This is a genomic window from Methanobacterium aggregans (assembly GCF_017874455.1).
GTDB classification, from domain to species: Archaea; Methanobacteriota; Methanobacteria; order Methanobacteriales; family Methanobacteriaceae; genus Methanobacterium_C; species Methanobacterium_C aggregans.
In genome coordinates this window covers 278,538-296,468 of record NZ_JAGGLN010000003.1, presented here as the reverse complement: position 1 = coordinate 296,468, position 17,931 = coordinate 278,538, and the positions used below count along the sequence as shown (strand labels likewise).

Genomic DNA, 17,931 nt, shown 5'->3' with positions numbered 1-17,931 from the left:
AATCTTCGTTTTTATTCAGATTCCTCTGCAGAAGATCTGTCGATTTCTGATTCTGTTCTCACCATTGATCCAAAGGCTCCACCTGCTGCTGCAAGAATTATCTGCATCACCAAGTATATGATAAGTGTTACAGCCAATGCACTTATAAGGGCTGTGCTTGCACCCTGAATCATGATCATCACCACAAGTAGGATCAGATTTATGATGCCTGTCACCACTCCCATGATGGTACCATTGAACGCCCCATTCTTGGTGTCTCCACCGACCATGTAACCCACAAGCATTCCTCCCAACATCAGAAGGGGGAACATTAAGTTCACGCCAGCTATGAAGTATGATACGAAGTAGAGTATTACAGCAATGGCTGTTCCGATTATAATAGGTCTCCATTGAATCATTTCTTTAACCATCTTTTTCACTTCCTTAAAATCTATGTTAAAACATTGTGGAAGGTGTGTTATAATACTTTTTCCAGATTTACACCCAAATCTATGCCAAATTATTATCAAAAGAATTGTTTAATGAAGGGGCGGCTCTTTTAAAAGAAATGATATCAACTAAAATTTAGCAGATTTAAATACTTAAAAACATTTAAATAAAAAAAGAAGTTGAATTGATGTTTTGGCACATCAAAACTACTTATTCAATGTATATAGCTGGTTTATACGGCGATGCATTCTTTGATTTGCCTTCAGGGTCGTACGTTGGTTCATCATACACAATGACCTCTGCATCGACTTCCCCTCTGAGGTATTCAGTTGCGTCCTTGATTATGGAGTACTCGTCTATCTGACCAGCGTACTTTATACGGGTCATATCGCGGGCTATTTTCTTTGCAAACATTGCAATTTCCTTTTTATCATCATGGATGTTCTGTTTTGATGCCTGTCCCATTATCCTGCCAATATCTGGTTTTCCAACTTCCTTGGCAATATCAAAGATCCTCCACTTCCAGTCTGGAGCAACATAAACATGTATCTTTGTTGGTTTCACATCTATTATCTTTTTTATTTCATTGATATCATTTGCAAGGCTTTGAACGATTTCTTCAGCCTTCTGCACCTTTTCATCAATGACTTCCTCGCGGTATTCCGGCCATTCTGCTTCTGATGCAAATCCTTCACCCTGATGATTTTTCCAGAGCTCTTCACAGGCATGAGGCACGAATGGAACCATTAAACGTATCCACACTCCAAGCACATATGCAAGAACCCTGCTTATCTCCTCCCTTGCAGTTTCATCGCCCAGTTCATGCTGTACCCTGTGGAAGTAGTGGTCTATATCCTTTTTGAAGAGGAACAGTGATTCCTGGAGGGCTTTTCTTGTTTGGAACCCTTCAAGGGCTGTAGTTGCATCCCTTATTCTCATGTTAACCTGGCTGAGCAGCCAGAGGTTTACAGGTTTCTCAACTTCAGGAACTGATTCATGATCATTGAGATTTATTTTAGAGCCGTATATCTCCTCAACACGATCTGAAAATTCCACGAACCAGTCAAGGCGTTTGCTTATTCCTTTAACCTCTGTCTCCCTCCAGTCGAAGTCCTGCCATGGTTCAGCAGAGGACATTAAAAAGAGCCTTACAACATCGGATCCGTAGGTTTCTATGGCGTCTTCCAGCATGATGATGTTTCCCTTGGATGATGACATTTTATGGCCTTCAAGAAGTCCCATTCCAAATACAACTATTCCCTGGGGCCATTTTTCCTCTGGAAAGATTGCTGAATGGTGGAACATGTGGAAGGAAAGGTGGTTTCCAACCAGATCCTTAGCTGAAAGCCTCCAGTTAAGGGGATACCAGTAACCAAACTCACTTCTTATATCTTCAAGCATATTTTCAGTTATATTTCCATATCCATTTTCACTGGATTTGATGCCTAAGAATACCTCATCAAAGAACTGGTCGTTGAGATCCTCAGGGTCAATGTCCTTCATGTACTTTGCAATGGTGTAATAGGCCATGTAAATGGTTGAATCGCTTAAAGGTTCTATTATCCAGTTTTTGTTCCATGGAAGCTTTGTTCCAAGGCCTAACCTTCTTGAACATGCCCAGTCCTGGAGCCATCCAATGTAGTAATTGAAGTTTGAACGCACTTCCTCTGGAACAATGTTCATGCCTTCAAGACATTTGTAGGTGGCTTCCTTCCAGTTTTCATTGGAGTACTTCAAGAACCACTGATCGTCAAGTATTTTAACAACACATTTAGTTCCACACCTACATATAACAGGTCTTTCAGAGAATTCATACATTATGTCTCCTTTTTTATCGTTCACAAGGATTTCTATGATTTTATCCCTTGCTTGAGATACTGAAAGTCCCTTATATTCACCAGTTTTTTCAGCCATTACTCCCTTTGCATGTTCGAGTTTGTATATCTCGTTTGTAGCATCTTTGAGGTTGGGATGGTTCTGGTTTTCAACCCCAAACTTCTGGATCATTTCCTGTGCAGGTATCTCCCCAAAGCCCTTGAGTTTTATTATACCAACAGGCTGCATTCCCTGAACTTCTTCAGTTATACCGTACTTCTCAAGCTGTTCTGTGTCATTTTTAAGGTCCATGAGGGCTATGTAATCTGCGGGAGCATGCCCCGGCACCGAGTAAACAACACCTGTTGCATACTCTGGATCAACAAAGGATGCAGGCAGTATTATATGTTCATCACCCGTTAATGGGTTTTTAACGTACTTACCAATCATTCCAGGGGCATCAACATCATCTATTATTGTTAAATGCTTTTTCTGGTTGATTATGTTGTCGTAGGACTGTCTGCTCACGATCCAGGTTTCATCATCCACCTTTATCCTTACGTACTCTGATTCAGGGTTAAGCCATAGGTTTGTGGCTCCAAAAAGGGTTTCAGGACGGAAAGTGGCTGCCACGAGGTAATCATCACCAATCTGGAATTTTATAAGGGTTAATTCGTTTATTCCAACACCTTCACCTTCCAGAAGGTCGTGATCGCCCACAGGGTTCTGACATTCTGGACAGTACTTAACAGGATGTTCTCCTATCCTCACAAGGTCTTTTTCCTTGAGTTTTCTGAATTGCCATTCAATGAACTTCTGGTAGTGAGGATCTATGGTCCTGAACTCCCTCCTCCAGTCAATTGAGTAGCCCATGCGGTTCATAACATCATGGTACTCACTGCTGAAGTACTTCACTATGTACTGAGGGTCTATGAACTTTTGAAGTTCATCTTCAGGGACTTTATGAACGTTTTTGTAAATATCAAGTGTCCATGGATCCTGTCTCTTGATCCTCTTTGCAATTCCTATGACAGGTGCACCTGTAACGTGCCATGCCATTGGAAAAAGTACGTTGTAACCCTGCATTCTTTTGAATCTGGCGTAAACATCAGGTACTGTGTAGGTTCTTCCATGTCCAACGTGCATTGCACCGCTGGGGTATGGATATGCCACCGTTAGGAATATTTTCTCCTTTTCGCTGGGGTTGGATTCGAATAATTTTGATTCCTGCCATTTCTTCTGCCATTTCTCTTCAATTTCAATCTTTGTCAACTGATCACCGCCAAAATGAATTATAAATAATTTTTGTGAATTTAAATAAGTTTGAAACATTTAATATTCTTTAAATATCCTTATATTCAGTGCTTAAGAAGTTTTAATTTATTTTAATCTATTTATCAAGAATTTCCCTTTTCAACCATTTCAAATAATCTTCAGAACCATTTTTTATTTCTATCTGAAGCATGCATGGTATTTCGTAGCTGTGAATTTCTTTAACCCGCTTTATAACATCCTGAACCTTGTTTGAAAGGGTTTTTGCAATTAAAAGTGACTCTGAATCTTCTTCTATTTCTCCCTTCCAGAGGTACATGGACTCTATCCTCGGAATGATATTTGTACATGCAACTAATTTTTCCTTCAAAAGAACTTTAGCTATTTTCTTTGATTCTGAAACTCCTGAAGTTGTTATATATACAAAGGAATACATTTTAATCCTCTTAATCCATTCAATGAACAATAGGAACCTAGGTAAAGTTTCATCTTACCGCTGCAATTGGTGCAGGTTTTAGCTTGTGTTCTGCAGATCTCACCATTCTCTTTATCCTTAAAACTTCTTCAAGTGGAATTTTAAGTTCATATGCAACTTCCTGATCTCCCAGTTTCTTATCAACCATCAGGTAAAGAAGCCTGTCCAGAGTCTCGTACTTCATGCCCAGTTCATCTTCATCAGTCTGCCCAGCCCAGAGTCCTGCTGTTGGGGCTTTTTCTATGATTTCAACTGGAACCTGGAGGTACGATGCCAGTGCACGAACATGGTTTTTGTAGAGGTCACCTATTGGAAGAATATCCACCCCACCATCACCGTACTTGGTGAAGTATCCCACAAGAAGCTCTGTTCTGTTTCCTGTTCCAACAACGAGTCTTTTCATTGCATTTGCATGGTAGTAAAGAATCATCATCCGTATCCTTGCCTTCAGGTTTGCACCTGCAAGTACGGTGTTGTAACCCTCATCTGAATGACTGCACAGATCCTTGAAGGGTTCTATTAAGCCATCAACTTCCACTGTTTCGTACTCTATCCCCAGGGACTCAGCAACTTTCACTGCATCCTGAACATCTTCTCTGGATGTTGTTTCACTTGGCATTATAATTCCAAGGATCTTATCCTTTCCAAATGCTCTGGCACAGAGGTAAGCTGTTGTTGATGAATCCAAACCCCCGCTTAAACCTATAACAGCTCCTTCTGTTTTTGATTGATTCAGATTGTCTTTTAAGAAGTTACAAATTAGTTCTGCGGTCTTTTTTTCATCTATAGGTGGGATAGTCCTGTTTTCTCCGTGCATATCTACCACTCTTTCTTAAATTATTCCATGTCATATCTGCAGGAATTTTAATTAGACCAGTCAAAGTTTTTTTTAACTTTTCGTGCAGTTAAAAACTTTTAAATATCTATAAATTTTTTTTATAGTTCCATGGAAATTTTTTTTTGAATCCTGCTTTTAAACGATCTCTAGTTATATATCTTTTGAATAATATTCATTTGCACAATTTTTATAAGCATGCATCGATCTACATAGGATAACGTATAAATGAATGTAACGTATCAATGCATGAAAAGTGTTAGATTGATTTTAAGCTTATAGCTTGATACAAAGAATGGAGGGCATAAAATGGCATTTAAAGACCTTTTCAAGTTCAATAAAGGAAAAACAACATTTGTATTCATAGGTGGTAAAGGTGGAGTCGGTAAAACAACCGTATCCGCAGCAACAGCACTCTGGTGTGCAAAGCAGGGACAGAAAACTCTTATCATTTCTACAGACCCTGCCCACTCTCTCTCAGACTCATTCGAGAAGAATATCGGTCACAACCCAACACCAATAGCTGAAAACCTTGAAGCATTGGAGATAGACCCTGAAATTGCTATGCAGGATTACCAGGCAAAGATGAAGGAACAGCAGTCACTAAACCCTGGAATGGACATGGGCATGATGCAGGACCAGATGGATATGGCTTCAATGTCCCCTGGAATAGATGAAGCAGCTGCATTCGACAAGTTCCTCCAGTACATGATGACAGATGAGTACGACATGGTCATATTCGACACTGCACCAACAGGACACACCCTGAGGTTCCTTTCATTCCCTGAAATGATGGATTCATGGGTTGGAAAGATGATAAAGGTTCGAAGACAGATTGGAAGTATGGCAAAGGCCTTCAAAAACATCATGCCATTCATGGGTGATGAGGACGAAGAGGACAAAGCAATGGAAGACCTTGAAGCAACCAAAAAACAGATCAGGGAAGCAAGGGGTATTATGGCAGACCCTGATAGAACAACCTTCAAAACAGTTGTCATACCTGAGGAAATGTCCATCTACGAATCTGAAAGGGCTGTTGAAGCACTGCACAAGTTCAACATCAACACCGATGGGGTTATAGTCAACCAGATCCAGCCTGAGGAAGCTGACTGCGACTTCTGTAAAGCCAGAAGGCAGATCCAGGAACAGCGCCTTAAAACCATTCAGGAAAAATTCGGTGACCAGGTCATAGCTGAAATACCGCTCATGAGCCATGAAGTTAAGGGAATGGATCAGCTCAAACAGATTGGAGACATTCTCTACGGTGAAGAAGGAGAAGGTAAAGGACCTATCGCACTTAACTGAATTCATTGAAGGTTTTTAAAACCTTAATTTTTTATTTTTGAGTTATCTGAATCTATTTAATCCATTAATTTTAATAATAATCTTATCATAATAAATTTTAAATGTATCTCATCAATTTTGATTAAAATATTTTATTAAGGATTTCTTATTCTATAAAAAAAGGAGAGATGGTTTTATGTTGATAAAGGACATCAAAAAATCCGATTACTTCAAAGCAATGGATGAAACCTTCTTAACTGAGCTTCTGCACCCTGAAAATGAGGGTGTTGAGATGGGCTGCAGCATAGCCCATGCAGTTCTGAGTCCTGGAAAAAAATCACTGCCCCACAGGCTTAAAAAGTCTGTGGAGGTTTACTTCATACTCACTGGAACTGGTGTGATGCACATCGATGATGAAGAGGGTGCAGTTGAACCGGGTCAGGCAGTTTACATTCCACCGGGAAGAGTGCAGTGGATTGAAAATGTTTCAGATGAAGATCTGAAGTTCCTCTGTGTTGTGAGTCCTCCATGGAGGGAGGATGATGAGGAAATCTGCCCTTAAATATCCTCAATACGTCTATTTTTTGATTACAACTGTTTTTGATGCTATATCCCCTATTCTCTGGTTCCTGTCCGATGCTACCATTGCAACAAGTGCCAGTAATCCAGGTATTAGGTAGGGCATCAGATCCACCACTAGAAGTATGGTTCTCAGAAAGCTTTGAAGCACACTTATCTTTTCCTGTGCATATTCTGTCACAACCTCTATTCCAAGGGCCATTTTACCAAGGGTTTGACCTTCTATATGGAAGAGTGCGAAGTAGATGAATGAAGCAATCAAAGTTAGTACAGCCCACACCACTGAAAATGTATCGAAGTTGGTGGTGTCTGCATTTGGGATCACCAGTGCAAGAACTATAAACAAGCCTGTACTGAAGACCCCAAGGATTATGATGTCTATTAAAAAGGCCAGAAACCTGCTTAAAAGTGGTGCGTACTCAGTTAACCTGCTTCCACATTCAGCACAGTACAAGGCTTCTCTAATGTTCGGTTTGTGACATACTGGACAGTATATTGGTTTTGAAGAGGTTTGAAAGCTGTTGTAACTGGCCTGTAAGGGTTCATAGTCATGTGGAGGTTCAGAATATATTGGTAAGGGTTCTGAAGTTTTTCTTATGTCCACGGGTTCTGTGGTTTCTTCCATGATAACATGTTTTTCCGGGATGTTTTCAGCATGATTTAAAGCAGCAGGCGATTCAGCTTCATTAACACTTTCTTTACTGGAATCTTCCACATATTTGAAGTTCTTTTCGCTGAAAGCACTGGACTTCTCCACTTGAGGCTTTTCTTTTTCATGAATCTTTGCTTCCTGAACTGGTTCAGGATCCGGTGCGGCTTCCGGAACAACTTCCCCCCTGCTCTGTGCAAGTCTTCTGCTTATTTCCTTGTTTGAATAGGTTTTAACCTCTTTTGACTCTTCTGGTTCTTCTCCCTTTATTAAGTTGTAAACGAAGGATGCCAGTACAGTTGAAACAGTTAAAACAATTAATCTATCAAATGGATTGTCACTTGGCTCATAATTAGGCCATAAAGTTTGAATTCCTATGGCAAAAAGTACCATTACCCCTATAAAGGTTAAAATTCCTGCAATCAAAGCTACAGACTTTCTAAAACTCATCAAAACACACTCCTAAAGATGTTATTTTTTAAATTTCTCAGAATATCATTACAATTAATAGGAATATCAACTAAAATTCATTAAAAAGATTTAAAGCCCATTTTTTAATCCATATAACATAAAATATCTGTAAAAGACAACCCAATATAAAAATGAATTAGTATATAATATTAACTATTCTTAAGAAGGCGATATTGTTCTCTGCGAGCAAAATTGACAATTAAAAAAAGTTTAGAATCATAGATTAAAAAGTTCAGTAGACAACCACAACACACATGTAACCAAATTCCATACCACAAACGTCACATAAACTGGTTTCAACAACCCTCTCATCGGGATAACTCATTTTCTCGCAGACTGCAATCCTTCTTCCTGGTTCAACACCTGAATCCATGAGAAAATCTGCAAGCTCCTTCACTCCAAGGTTGGGTAGGATTATGGTTGGTTTTCCATTGTCAAGGAGTTTCAGAACATTCCCTGAGTTTCCCTTTCCATGCATGGTAACAATGTCTGCATCGTCCCAGGGTATCAAAAGCTTTGCAGAGCACATCTGAACTGAACTCACACCTGGGACCACCTCAATCTCAACTTCCACCCCAAGATCATCCCTGAGTTTCAGGATGGGTTTGAGAGTGCCTGAAAATCCAGGATCCCCCGTCGATAAGACTGCTGTGTTCCTTCCAGATGCTGCTTCCCTGATGGCCCGTGTTAGAACTTCCTGAACGTTGTGGGCTCCAAGCTCAATCCCCTCAGCCTGGGCTTCGGGAAAAAGTTCCAGTGCCCTGGTGCTTCCCACGAGAACATCAACGGATTTTACAGCTTCCAGGGCTTTAAGTGTCAGATATTCCCTTGATCCCGGCCCTATTCCCACAACGTAAAGTTTTGACATGCTCCTGATTCTCTCATATCATTTACTTATAATTAACCATGGAATAGGTATTAACCATGAATTGTTTCAAAAAATGCGAAATTGTTATTTAAATGGTTCTTTAAATAATGGATCAAGACTTTGAGAATAAAAATAAAGGAAATTAAGAAGGGAATACAAATGCTTCAAATCGCTGTAACAGGAAAACCTAACGTTGGAAAATCATCATTCTTTAATTCTGCAACCCTCTCAGAGGCAGAAGTTGCAGGCTACCCATTCACAACCATAGACGCAAATAAGGCAGTTGGCCATGTTGTAAGTGTCTGCCCGTGCACTGAACTGGAGGTGACATGCAACCCCAGAAACTCCAAGTGTGTTGAAGGCAAACGATTGATACCAGTGGAGCTTGTGGATGTTGCAGGTTTGGTACCTGGTGCACATGAAGGCCGTGGTCTTGGAAACAAATTTTTAGATGACATGATGCAGGCAAAGGTACTGCTGCACATCATAGATGCTTCAGGTTCAACTGATGAGGAGGGAAGGCCCTGTGACCCAGGTTCACATGATCCCCTTGAGGATGTGGACTTTCTCCAGCATGAGATAGTCATGTGGCTTATGGGCATACTCAAGAAGAACTGGAATCGGATGATAAGGAAAGTCATGTCAGAACGCCTGGACTTTGCAAAGGTGATAGCTGAACAGCTCAGCGGTATAGGTGTGGCTCTTGAAGAGGTTATAGAGGCAAAAAGGACTGTTACTAAGGATTATGATAAATGGGAAGATGAAGACATCGCAACCTTCCTGGACGATCTTCTCCAACGTTCCAAACCCATGATAATCATTGCAAACAAGGCAGACACCCCCACTGCAGAGGAGAACATCAAAAGGCTCCAGGAAAAGTATGAGAATGTTATCCCTGCATCTGCAGAGTCTGAACTTGCACTCGTGCGGGCAAGTGAGGCAGGATTTATAAATTATGTTTCAGGAGATTCTGACTTCGAGATCCCAGACCCGGATAAACTCAGCCCCCAGCAGCTGAAGGCCCTTGAGTACATAAAGGAACATGTTCTCCAGAAGTACGGAAGTACAGGGGTGCAGGAAGCACTTAACAGGGCTGTTTTCAAGGTTCTGAACATGATAGCGGTTTTCCCTGTTGAGGATGAACACAAGTACTGCGATCAGAAGGGCAACGTGCTTCCAGATGCCATACTCATCCGTAAAGGTTCTAAACCCCGTGATCTTGCCTACGTGATACACACAGATATTGGTGAGAGTTTCATGCATGCAATAGATGCTAAAAAATGTATGAGAGTTTCAAGCGACTACGAACTTGAGGAAGGGGATATTATCAGTATTGTTTGCAGGTGAAAAACCTGTAAAATCTTTATTCATTCTTTTTGATTTTTCTGAAAATAAAATTAAAGATGATTATTAAGTATTAGCCCTTCTTTTCCCTCAAAATCTCCCTCCCTGCAATAATACCTGTTGCTGCAGCCCCCACAATTCCCCTGGAAACTCCAGCTCCATCCCCCGCAATGTAAAGTCCTTTTACAGGTGTTTGGAGTTTTTTGTTCACCTCAACGCGCATTGCGTAGAGTTTTATCTCAGGGGCGTAGATCAATGTTGAATCAGACGCAACTCCAGGTATCACCCTGTCAAGGGCTTCAAGTCCCTCTATTATGTCCATAACCAGGCGGTGGGGGAGTGCCATTGCAATGTCTCCAGGTGTTACGCTTTTAAGGGTTGGAACCACGTTGCTTCTCTCAATTCGCTTCCATGTTGACCTTCGCCCTGCCCTCAGATCACCCAATCGCTGGATCAGGGGTTTTCCTCCCCCAAGGGTTGTTGTTATGCTTGCAATTGATGATGCATAGGCTGAAGTGTCCTCAACAGGTTCTGTGAGTTCCACCCTCACAAGAAATGCGAAGTTGGTGTTTTCAGATGTTTTATCCTGCATTGAGTGGCCGTTAACTCCTGTGAAGTTGTTGTAAACTTCTTCAACAACGAATCCCCTGTTGCAGGTGCAGAATGTCCTGACGAAGTCATCGTAGGTTTTGGTGGTTATGTGGAACTTGGGGTCCCAGTTTATACTGGTCACATGGTCCATTACTATCTGTGGAACCTCAACCCTCACCCCAACATCAACTGGATTGTGTTTTATAGGAATTTGAAGCTTTTTCATCTCTCCAGCAAGCCATGAAGAACCTATTCTTCCAGGTGCAGCCATTATGTAGCTGCACTCAACTTCAAAATCCCCTTCTTCATCATTTCTGAGTCTGGCACCCTTCACTTCTCTGTCTGCAATGATTTCAGTGACCTCTGTTTGAAGCAGGAATTTAACACCTTTGGCTTCAAGTTCGTGCTTTATGGACTTTATTATGGCGGGTGTTTTGTCTGATCCCATGTGCCTCTGGATTATGGGTATGAATTTTATTCCTGATGCTGCTGATTCCCTTAAAACCCCTGATACTTCACTTTCATTGGGGGAGTACAGTTTCTCTGTGGCCCCATGTTTCAGGAAGAACTCATCAACCTGGTGCACGAGACCCCAAGCATCATCATGGCTTACAAATTCTTCTAAGTTGCCCCCTATATCTGGTCTGAGGTTGAGTTTACCGTCTGAAAGTCCTCCTGCACCCCCAAGTCCTGTGTTTATGTTGCATGGGGAGCATCGCCTGCACTTTCCATTCTGCAGTGCCATACATACCCTTCCATCCATGCTTCTTCCCATGTCAGCAACCACAACCTGAAGATCCGGTGCCAGTTCCCCTGCTGCAAAGAGGCCTGCAGGACCTGCACCAACTATCAAAACATCACATTTCATATTAACACCTTTAAACCCCTTATTTTGCTGAATTCCCCTTTAAATTCCCGTAAATATCCTTATTTTAATCCTCAACACTTCATTATTTATATTCTTAAGTTTATAAAAATAGTTAATAGTGAGAGAGGGAGGTACATTTCAAGTGTAAAACCCTGATCATGAAAATTTATCAAATTCCTCCTGAAGATGTTTACATTGAATTAAAAACATCAAAGGAAGGTTTAACGGATTCAGAGGCTGAAAAACGTCTTGAAGAGTACGGGCTTAACCAGATAGAGGAGGTTAAGAGGAAACCCATAATCTACAATTTTCTGGCCAATCTGTACCAGCTTCTGGCACTGCTTCTCTGGGCAGCCAGTATACTCGCCTTTATAAGTGGAACACCTCAGTTGGGATTTGCAATAATAGCCGTTATTATAATAAATGCTGTTTTTAGTTTTTGGCAGGAGTACGAGGCTGAAAAAGCTGTTGAGGCCCTTAAAAAGATTCTTCCATCCAGCGCAAAGGTTATACGGGGTGGGGAGGAAGTTGTGGTACTTGCGTCCCAGCTCGTTCCAGGGGATGTGCTGGTACTCGAAGAGGGTGACAACGTATCTGCAGATGCCAGACTTGTTGAAGCCTTCCAGATGAAGGTGGACACTTCAACTCTCACAGGTGAGTCCAAGCCCATAAGAAAAGTATCTGACACAATAGTACAGGATGATGAAGTCATTGTGGGTTTCAATAATCTTGTTCTGGCAGGTACCAGTGTTTCATCTGGTTCTGGAAGGGCTGTGGTGTTTTCAACTGGTTCTGAAACTGAGTTCAACAAGATAGCGTCACTGACACAGGCTGTGAAGGAGGAACCCAGTCCCCTTCAGAAGCAGATGAACAGGTTGACCCAGATCATTGCAGTTATAGCGATTTTCATGGGTGTGACCCTCTTTCTCCTTAACGTTTACGTTGTGGAGCTTCCACTTTCCCTTGCATTCACATTTGCAATTGGACTCACAGTTGCAAACGTTCCAGAGGGTCTGCTTCCAACTGTTACCCTGGCCCTTGCAGCATCAGTGAAGAAGATGGTGGGTAAAAATGCACTTATAAAACGTCTTTCAAGTGTTGAAACCCTCGGATCAACCAATATAATCTGCACAGATAAGACAGGTACGATAACAAAAAATGAGATGACTGTGCGTAAAATATGGATACCCCACGAGATCATAGATGTTACAGGGGCGGGATACGAACCTGAGGGCGAATTCTTCCACGGAGGAGTTCCAGTATCCCACCAGGAGGTCCGGGAGCTCAAACTTTTAATGCGCTCTGCAACCTTCTGCAATGATGCCAAGCTCATAAAACCAGAAGGCCCAGATGAGAAATGGAAGATACTTGGAGACCCCACTGAAGCTGCACTTCTCATTGCTGCACGTAAAAATGGTTTTGACTGGGAGGATGAGATGAAAAAATCTCCCAGAATAGCTGAACTTCCCTTCGACTCCAAACGAAAGTCAATGAGTTCCATACATCAAAAGCATGGCGAAAAAAATCATTATGGCTTCAATGATGAAAGGAATGATGAAAGGAATGATGAAAAAAAGGAATATGATAAAAATATTGAAAATGGAGAACTTTTTGATTCTGAAACGAATCCTGAAGGATTTGAACAAGGATCTAAGGTTGCATACGTAAAAGGGGCTCCAAAGAAAATAATAGCCCTCTGCAAGAAAATATCAGTCGACGGGAAAGTTCAGACCTTCTCTGATGAAGAAAAGGAAGAAATTATAAAGAAACATGACGAACTCGCAGCTTCTGGACTTAGAATACTTGGAATGGCTTATAAAACTCTTCCAGATGATTTCAATGACTTCCGCCCTGAAACAGTTGAGGTTGACATGGTTTTTCTGGGTATGATGGCAATGCAGGATCCTCCCAGACCTGAGGTGAAGGGTGCTGTTGAGGACTGCCACCGTGCAGGCATCAGGATCATCATGATAACTGGTGATTACGGTCTTACAGCCCGTTCCATAGCGAGTGAAGTTGGAATAGTTGGTTCTGAGTGTAACATAATAAAGGGAAAGGAACTGGATTCCTTATCAGATGATGAAGTGAAAAAGGTTCTCAAGTCTGGTTCTAACATCATATTTGCACGTGCAATTCCAGAGCACAAGATGCGAATTGCATCAATACTTGAAAGTGAGAATGAGATCGTGGCAATGACAGGTGATGGTGTTAATGATGCTCCTGCACTTCGAAGGGCAGATATTGGAGTGGCAATGGGAATCACGGGTACCGATGTTGCAAAAGAAGCTTCTGATATGGTTCTGACTGATGATAACTTCGCAACCATAGTTGCAGCTATCAAGGAGGGGCGTACCATCTACGAGAACATAAGAAAGTTTATAACCTACATCTTCGCCCACGAAACTGCTGAAATCATTCCTTTCATTCTCATGGTTATATTCAGAATTCCCCTGCCCATAACTGTTATGCAGATACTTGCAATTGACCTGGGAACAGACACTTTACCTGCGCTTGCCCTGGGAATGGGTCCATCTGAGGCAGATGTCATGGAAAGACCGCCCCGGCCCAAAAAAGAACGTATTTTAAATCTTCAGGTTATAATGAGGGGATACATATTTCTTGGAGTTATAGAGGCCATCCTTGTGATGTCAGGATACTTCTGGGTTCTCTACAATGGAGGTTGGCAGCTTGGACAGTCACTGCCTTTTTCTGATCCACTTTACATGAAAGCAACCACCATGGTCTTTGCCGGAATAGTTACATCACAGATAGGAAACCTTTTAGGCTGTCAGACCACCAGAACTTCCACATTAAAGGTTGGTGTCTTTAAAAATAAATGGATAATAAGGGGTATTATGTTTGAAGTTCTTGTGGTTCTTTCCATAGTTTACATACCCTATATGCAGGAAATCTTTGGTACAACTTCCCTTGGAATCTTTGAATGGCTCTACCTCATCTCATTCATTCCAATAATGTTCTTTGCAGAGGAATTAAGGAAATACATCGCGAGAAGGGTGCGAAAATAAATTATCAGCTCAAATGGAATGTGAACACTATTTAACTAGTATTTTTTTTATTTAAAACAAAAACTAAAAAAATCAAAAATTAGTGATGATCTAAAATTTCATGTTTAAATATTCTTTTTAGGGTTTAATTTGCTTTTTGAAGTTTGATTACACTTAAATGAATATACCTTAACTTTAATTATTTTTTAAACTTTAATTACTTCAATTGATTCATTAGAGTTCAATTTATTCAATGAAGTTCAAATGAAGTTCAACCATCAACAGTTATTCAGGATGATATCCTCATTTAAAGGAATTTTTATCCTGAATGAAGTTCCTCCTTTTCGTAAAAGTTCAACCTCACCATCGATCTGGGATGTCAGTGAGTTTATGAGTAACAGGCCGAGTGTTTCAGTATTTTCAAGGTCCATATCCTCTGGAATTCCAACACCGTTGTCCCCAATCAGAATCTCAAAGCCCCCATTGTACCTGTGGAGTCCCACGCATATCTCCCCACCTTCACCATCAAATGCGTATTTAATGGAATTGGATATTATTTCAGTCACAATTAAACCGCAGGGTATGGCAGTATCTGCATTTAAAAACACATCGTCCAGATCCGTTTTTATGGCCACGTTGTTGCTTCGTGAACCGTAGGATATCAGAAGTTCCTTTGAAAGGCTTCTCACATATTCCCCAAAGTTCACACTGGCAAGATCAGTGGATCTGTAGAGTTTTTCATGGACCAGTGCCATTGATTTAACACGGTTCTGACTCTCCTTGAAAACAGCGTAGGCTTCTTCATCATCTATGTACCTTGACTGCAGGTTCAGAAGGCTGGAAACTATTTGCATGTTGTTTTTAACACGGTGATGTATCTCCTTAAGGAGAAGTTCCTTTTCTTCAAGGGATTTCTGTATTTTCTCCTCAGCCAGTACACGTTCTGTTACATCATCAGTAACTCCAACAAAACGGATTATCTCTCCATTTTCATTCTTTATTGGGGATATCTGGGATTGTATCCACCTGATTGAGCCGTCAGATCTTATTATACGGTACTCGATCCTTTTTTGTTCAAATTCATGTTTGTGGAAGATTCTGTAGGCATGTTTTGAAACACGTTCCACATCATCATGGTGTAATATGTCCATCCATGAACCTGGATTTTTGTGGATGCTCTCCTTGGACAATCCAAATATTTTCTCATATGCAGGATTCACATACATCGTGTTCTTCGATCCCACATCACTTATCCATACCCCTTCTTCAACATTTTCAGCCATTTGTCGGAACTTCTCTTGACTTTTTATGAGTTTTTCTTCGGCATGTTTAAGAGTGAGAACCTCCGCTATGGCATTTGAAAGTTTTTCAACTGTTTCAACATCATCATGACCATAATCTTCTTTTTTATTTGCCAGTCCAATGACTCCAATGATCTTATTGCCCCTTTTAAGGGGAACTCCCAGGAAACATTCCAGTGGAAAATGGCCCTTAGGTAAACCTATGCTGTTAGGATGGGATGATGGATCCTTCACTATAATGGATTTTTCCTCTACCACAGGCCTGGCATATATTCCCTGGAGCTTCAGATCCTTCATGAGGAATTCTTTATCGTTTTTTAAGAATTTAGATACCTCCCATGCAGGATCGCTTAATGCAACGAAATCCAGATTGCCCCGTTTGTTTAAGAGCTGTATGAATCCTAACTTACTTTCTGTGATCTCCTCACAGGTGTTCAAACATATCTTTGCAAGTTCTTCCTGGTTTTTGGATGACAGTGCACATTTAAATATCTTGTTAAAGCCGTTGAGGATTTTGTTCTGATTTACGATCTTTTGTTCTGATTTTTTAAGCTCGGTGATGTCCAGGAGGGATATCAAGGTTTTATCTGTTCCCGGAATTCCTGCAATGTTCAGCATGGCAGTTTTAAGAGTTTTTTTACTGTCAAAGAAGTTTAATTCATACTTCACTGGAGCTGTATCTGGATTTAGACTTTTTAATCTTTGATAGTCCATGATCTTTCTGAAGTTGGTTTTTGTGAATTTTTTAAGGTTTGCACCTTCCAGATAATCTGCACTGTAACCCATGGTTTTTGTGAATTCTGTGTTTGTAAGTGATATGGTTCCATCCTTTTCAACTATGCACATGGCAGTTCCTGTGTTCTCGAATATGGTCTTGTACTTCTTTTGAGATCCTATTAATTCATTTTCAGCTTTTTTACGCCTACTTACATCCCTTATTATGGTACAGAAAACAGGTTCTCCCTTCATTAGCCAGCTGGTGTGTGAAACATCAATTGAAAAGGTTTCACCGTTCTTTTTTATGCCTAGACCCTCGAAAGTTTTTCCTTCAACTTCACAGTTAATTGGATAGCTTAAGGATCCCTCATGGAACTTGGAGTAGTCTTCTGGGATGATCCTTTCAATGGGACTGCCAATGATCTCATTTTCAGAGAATCCAAACATGTTAGATGCACTTTCATTCCATAAGGTAATATTTCCCTCTTTGTTGATGAGGATTATTGCATCACTCGCGGATTCAACAAGTGAACGGAACTTTTCCTCACTCTCACTCAGTGCATTCATTGATTCAACATAATCTGTTAAATCCCTCATTATCACCATTATAGACCTTAAATTTCCATTCTTTTCTATTGGAACTGGTATCAGTTTCATGATATGTTTTTTACCAGTGGTGCTCACGAAGTCTGAATCGAATGGAGTAACAGACTCTCCCCTGATTAAATCCTCTAGAAATCTTTTATGTTTGGAAATGTCGCCCCCTAAGATTTCTTTAAATTCTGAGAAGTGTTTCCCAACAATTTCATGGCGGTTCAATCCACCAATTTTTTCTACCTCATAGTTGAAATCTATTATATTCCCGTCAAGCCCCAATATGAATACGTAATCTTGAGAATGTTTAAATAAAACATTGTAAAGTTCTTCTTTACCCGTTAATGGCCTGCATAGGTCCATGTTCTCCCCTTTGAAATGAATATCTGATTTAAGATGATCCAACTCTTCCCTCATACTATTAATTTCCAATATGAGCTGTTTTTTTGTTTTATCTTCATCCATCATATTATTCACCGGAATTAGTTAATCCTAATTCTAAAATTTCCCGATTTTACGGTTATTCAGAGGACATGTGAACTTCAAATCTTTAAGTGACCAAGGGTACCTACAATTTATTGAATTTGATAGTATATTCACAAAAAGATAATATTTTGGATAAATTTTGTGACGCCACATCCTTGACACATCACAGTAGAAGTATTACTCCGTCAGGTTGTGGAGTCAAGATGAAAACGAAAACAGAATAGAACTTAGGATAAAAGGTTTCCCACAATAATTTACCGTCTGAAAAACATTTATTAATGTTTTAAAGGAATTAAAACCTTTTAAATCCTAATAAAGTTAATTATTCATAAATATGGGCATTTTTAG

At 40.5% G+C, this 17,931-nt stretch carries 12 protein-coding genes; 4 read left to right on the top strand and 8 right to left on the bottom strand.

What is annotated here, in order from left to right; all coding sequences use genetic code 11:
* Window positions 1-11 precede the first annotated feature (11 nt).
* From J2756_RS06495 to J2756_RS06480, 4 genes are all read right to left on the bottom strand, one after another.
* A complete protein-coding gene (locus J2756_RS06495; protein ID WP_209583816.1) occupies window positions 12-398 on the bottom strand; it encodes a DUF5518 domain-containing protein in 387 nt (128 codons plus the stop codon).
* A gap of 241 nt (window positions 399-639) precedes the next feature.
* Window positions 640-3,516: a leucine--tRNA ligase gene (leuS, locus tag J2756_RS06490; protein ID WP_209583814.1), complete on the bottom strand. Its 2,877-nt coding sequence runs from the start codon at window positions 3,514-3,516 to the stop codon at window positions 640-642.
* Window positions 3,517-3,634: 118 nt separating this feature from the next.
* Complete coding sequence (cutA, locus tag J2756_RS06485) at window positions 3,635-3,952, bottom strand: divalent-cation tolerance protein CutA (protein WP_209583812.1); 318 nt, start codon at window positions 3,950-3,952, stop codon at window positions 3,635-3,637.
* A gap of 49 nt (window positions 3,953-4,001) precedes the next feature.
* The gene (locus J2756_RS06480) at window positions 4,002-4,808 is read right to left on the bottom strand and encodes an NAD+ synthase (protein WP_209583810.1); all 807 of its coding nucleotides are present in this window, start codon (window positions 4,806-4,808) and stop codon (window positions 4,002-4,004) included.
* A gap of 327 nt (window positions 4,809-5,135) precedes the next feature.
* On the opposite strand from J2756_RS06480, the gene J2756_RS06475 reads away from it, so the two are divergent.
* Window positions 5,136-6,131, top strand: coding sequence for an ArsA family ATPase (locus J2756_RS06475; RefSeq protein ID WP_209583808.1), 996 nt, complete (start codon window positions 5,136-5,138; stop codon window positions 6,129-6,131).
* A 175-nt stretch (window positions 6,132-6,306) separates the two neighbouring features.
* Window positions 6,307-6,672 (top strand): cupin domain-containing protein, encoded by a 366-nt coding sequence (locus J2756_RS06470; RefSeq protein ID WP_209583797.1) that lies wholly within the window; start codon window positions 6,307-6,309, stop codon window positions 6,670-6,672.
* A gap of 15 nt (window positions 6,673-6,687) precedes the next feature.
* On the opposite strand, the gene J2756_RS06465 is transcribed toward J2756_RS06470, so the two are convergent.
* A complete protein-coding gene (locus tag J2756_RS06465) occupies window positions 6,688-7,788 on the bottom strand; it encodes an RDD family protein (RefSeq protein ID WP_209583795.1) in 1,101 nt (366 codons plus the stop codon).
* 253 nt (window positions 7,789-8,041) lie between these two features.
* Complete coding sequence (gene cbiE / locus J2756_RS06460) at window positions 8,042-8,677, bottom strand: precorrin-6y C5,15-methyltransferase (decarboxylating) subunit CbiE (protein ID WP_209583793.1); 636 nt, start codon at window positions 8,675-8,677, stop codon at window positions 8,042-8,044.
* Between the two features lie 159 nt (window positions 8,678-8,836).
* Between cbiE and J2756_RS06455 the strand changes: the two genes are divergently transcribed.
* Window positions 8,837-10,024: a redox-regulated ATPase YchF gene (locus J2756_RS06455; protein WP_209583791.1), complete on the top strand. Its 1,188-nt coding sequence runs from the start codon at window positions 8,837-8,839 to the stop codon at window positions 10,022-10,024.
* Between the two features lie 70 nt (window positions 10,025-10,094).
* On the opposite strand, the gene J2756_RS06450 is transcribed toward J2756_RS06455, so the two are convergent.
* Window positions 10,095-11,480, bottom strand: coding sequence for an NAD(P)/FAD-dependent oxidoreductase (locus tag J2756_RS06450; RefSeq protein WP_209583789.1), 1,386 nt, complete (start codon window positions 11,478-11,480; stop codon window positions 10,095-10,097).
* Between the two features lie 158 nt (window positions 11,481-11,638).
* Between J2756_RS06450 and J2756_RS06445 the strand changes: the two genes are divergently transcribed.
* Window positions 11,639-14,506, top strand: a complete 2,868-nt coding sequence (locus J2756_RS06445; protein ID WP_209583787.1) for a cation-translocating P-type ATPase — start codon at window positions 11,639-11,641, stop codon at window positions 14,504-14,506.
* Window positions 14,507-14,763: 257 nt separating this feature from the next.
* On the opposite strand, the gene J2756_RS06440 is transcribed toward J2756_RS06445, so the two are convergent.
* Complete coding sequence (locus J2756_RS06440) at window positions 14,764-17,562, bottom strand: PAS domain S-box protein (protein WP_209583785.1); 2,799 nt, start codon at window positions 17,560-17,562, stop codon at window positions 14,764-14,766.
* Window positions 17,563-17,931: the final 369 nt, after the last annotated feature.